The sequence below is a fragment of the Pseudomonas sp. P5_B2 genome (genome assembly GCF_056400445.1).
Genome location: NZ_JBFULH010000588.1, coordinates 1 through 2,490 on the forward strand (window position 1 = coordinate 1; position 2,490 = coordinate 2,490).

Sequence of the window (2,490 nt, forward strand, 5' to 3'; positions counted from 1 at the left end):
GGCTGACACAGCACCTCGCGAAACTACCGACCTTCGCTGCCGAAGACGTTCAAGCAACCCTGCTTGAACTCACCGCATTGACCATCGTCGAGTCACTGCAAGACGCCCAGTCGAACACTCAAGAATTGCTGATCTGCGGCGGCGGTGCGCACAACACCACGCTAATGCAGCGCTTGGCCAACTTACTGCCGAATGTAAAAGTCGGCAGCACCGCCACGCATGGTGTAGATCCCGACTGGGTTGAAGCCATGGCATTCGCCTGGCTGGCCCATTGCTGTCTCGAAGGCATCGCCGCCAATCGCCCCAGCGTCACCGGCGCCCGCGGCCTGCGCGTACTTGGCGCGATCTATCCCGCGTAAGCGACAGACAGCAAAACGCCGCACAACCCAAAAGATTCTGCGGCGTTTTGCATTGCGCTGAAGTGCGATCAGATCGAGAACGAAGAGCCGCAGCCACAGGTGGTGCTGGCGTTCGGATTCTTGATCACGAAGCGCGAACCTTCCAGACCTTCCTGATAATCCACCTCGGCACCTGCCAGGTACTGGAAGCTCATCGGGTCCACGACCAGGCTCACGCCTTCGCGCTCGACGATGGTGTCGTCATCGGCCACTTCTTCATCGAAGGTGAAGCCGTACTGAAAACCTGAACAACCGCYGCCCGTAACGAATACGCGCAGCTTCAAGCGATCATTCCCCTCTTCATCGACCAGGCTCTTCACCTTGTGCGCGGCACCGTGGGTGAATTGCAAAGCCGTGGGGGTGAAGGATTCGACGCTCATGCTGACTATCTCCCGGCGTTACGCCGCCATAATGCGTGATGACGCGCATTATCCGCTTGTCCTAGAAAATCGGTCAACTATTTGAGGAGCAGCGGCAAGCTTCAAGTTGTGAGCTTCAAGCTTGCGGCTTACAACTTGAAGCTTGTAGCTGCTCTTTAAGGCAACATACCCGCGTGGGACAAGCCCAAACGCTCATCCAGACCAAACAGGATGTTCATGTTCTGCACCGCCTGACCCGACGCACCTTTGACCAGGTTGTCGATCACCGACAGYACCACCACCAGATCTCCATCTTGCGGACGATGCACGGCAATACGGCACACGTTGGCACCGCGTACGCTGCGGGTTTCCGGATGGCTGCCAGCAGGCATTACATCGACGAACGGTTCGTTGGCATAACGCTTTTCAAACAGTACCTGCAGATCGACCGAGCGATCCACGACGGTCGCGTAAAGCGTCGAGTGAATGCCACGAATCATTGGCGTCAGGTGCGGAACGAAGGTCAAACCGACATCCTTGCCCGCTGCGCGACGCAGTCCCTGGCGGATTTCCGGCAAGTGACGATGGCCTTTGACCGAGTAGGCTTTCATGCTTTCCGACGTTTCGGAGTACAGCGATCCCACGGAGGCACCGCGCCCAGCACCGCTGACGCCGGATTTGCAGTCAGCGATCAAACGAGTGGTGTCGGCCAGACCGGCTTCGAGCAAAGGCAGGAAACCCAATTGCGTTGCAGTCGGGTAGCAACCCGGAACGGCGATCAGGCGAGCATCCTTGATTTGCTCGCGATTGACTTCCGGCAAGCCGTAGACCGCTTCTTCCAGCAGCTCCGGAGCACCGTGCGGCTGGCCATACCACTTGGCCCACTCTGCGGCATCTTGCAGACGGAAATCAGCCGACAGGTCGATGACCTTGGTCCCGGCCGCCAGCAGTTCGCCGGCCAGCGCATGAGCAACACCGTGAGGGGTGGCGAAAAACACCACATCACAGGCGCCCAGCGTCTTGATGTCCGGAACACTGAACGCCAGGCCGTCGTAATGGCCTCGCAGGTTCGGGTACATGTCGGCCACGGCCAGGCCAGCCTCGGATCGGGAAGTGATCACTACCACCTCAGCTTGCGGATGCTGTGCCAACAAACGCAGCAGTTCGACACCGGTGTAACCCGTGCCGCCGACGATACCGACCTTGACCATAAACCTGCCCTCAACGAACCCACTGGAAAGCCGTCGATAATAGGGTGCGTATCGCTCTGCGACAACCGGCAAGGTGACGTGCGGACGCTCAAGCCTCTACTATCCGGGCTACCGTGAACCTGGGAATAACTAAAAATGCTTTATCTGTGGCTCAAAGCGCTTCACATCGTCAGCATGGTCTGCTGGTTTGCCGGCCTGTTCTACCTGCCGCGCCTGTTCGTTTATCACGCGCAAAGTGAAGACACCGTCAGCAAGGAACGCTTCAGTATCATGGAGCGCAAGCTGTACCGCGGCATCATGGGCCCGGCGATGATCGCCACCCTGGTTTTCGGCATCGCGCTGATATACCTCAATCCGAGTATCTTCAGTCAGGGTGGATGGTTTCACGCGAAACTGACGCTGGTTGTGATCCTGATTGGCTACCACCACATGTGCGGCGCACAGGTGAAGCGTTTTGCCCGTGGCGAAAACACCCGCAGCCATGTCTTTTATCGCTGGTTCAATGAAGTCCCGGTTCTGATA

At 58.0% G+C, this 2,490-nt stretch carries 4 protein-coding genes; 2 read left to right on the plus strand and 2 right to left on the minus strand.

Annotated features, from left to right (window positions below; all coding sequences use genetic code 11):
• Nucleotides 1-359, plus strand: a 359-nt coding sequence (locus AC1DRJ_RS24320) for an anhydro-N-acetylmuramic acid kinase (protein WP_477804397.1), incomplete at its 5' end; no start/stop codon positions are given.
• A gap of 68 nt (nt 360-427) precedes the next feature.
• On the opposite strand, the gene erpA is transcribed toward AC1DRJ_RS24320, so the two are convergent.
• Entirely contained in the window at nt 428-778 is a 351-nt protein-coding gene (gene erpA / locus AC1DRJ_RS24325; protein WP_477804398.1) for an iron-sulfur cluster insertion protein ErpA, read from the minus strand.
• A 155-nt stretch (nt 779-933) separates the two neighbouring features.
• On the minus strand, nt 934-1,968 hold the full coding sequence (gene argC, locus AC1DRJ_RS24330; RefSeq protein ID WP_477804399.1) for an N-acetyl-gamma-glutamyl-phosphate reductase: 1,035 nt from the start codon (nt 1,966-1,968) through the stop codon (nt 934-936).
• 135 nt (nt 1,969-2,103) lie between these two features.
• On the opposite strand from argC, the gene hemJ reads away from it, so the two are divergent.
• Nucleotides 2,104-2,490: protoporphyrinogen oxidase HemJ (hemJ, locus tag AC1DRJ_RS24335; RefSeq protein WP_477804400.1), on the plus strand; the 387-nt coding region annotated here is incomplete at its 3' end.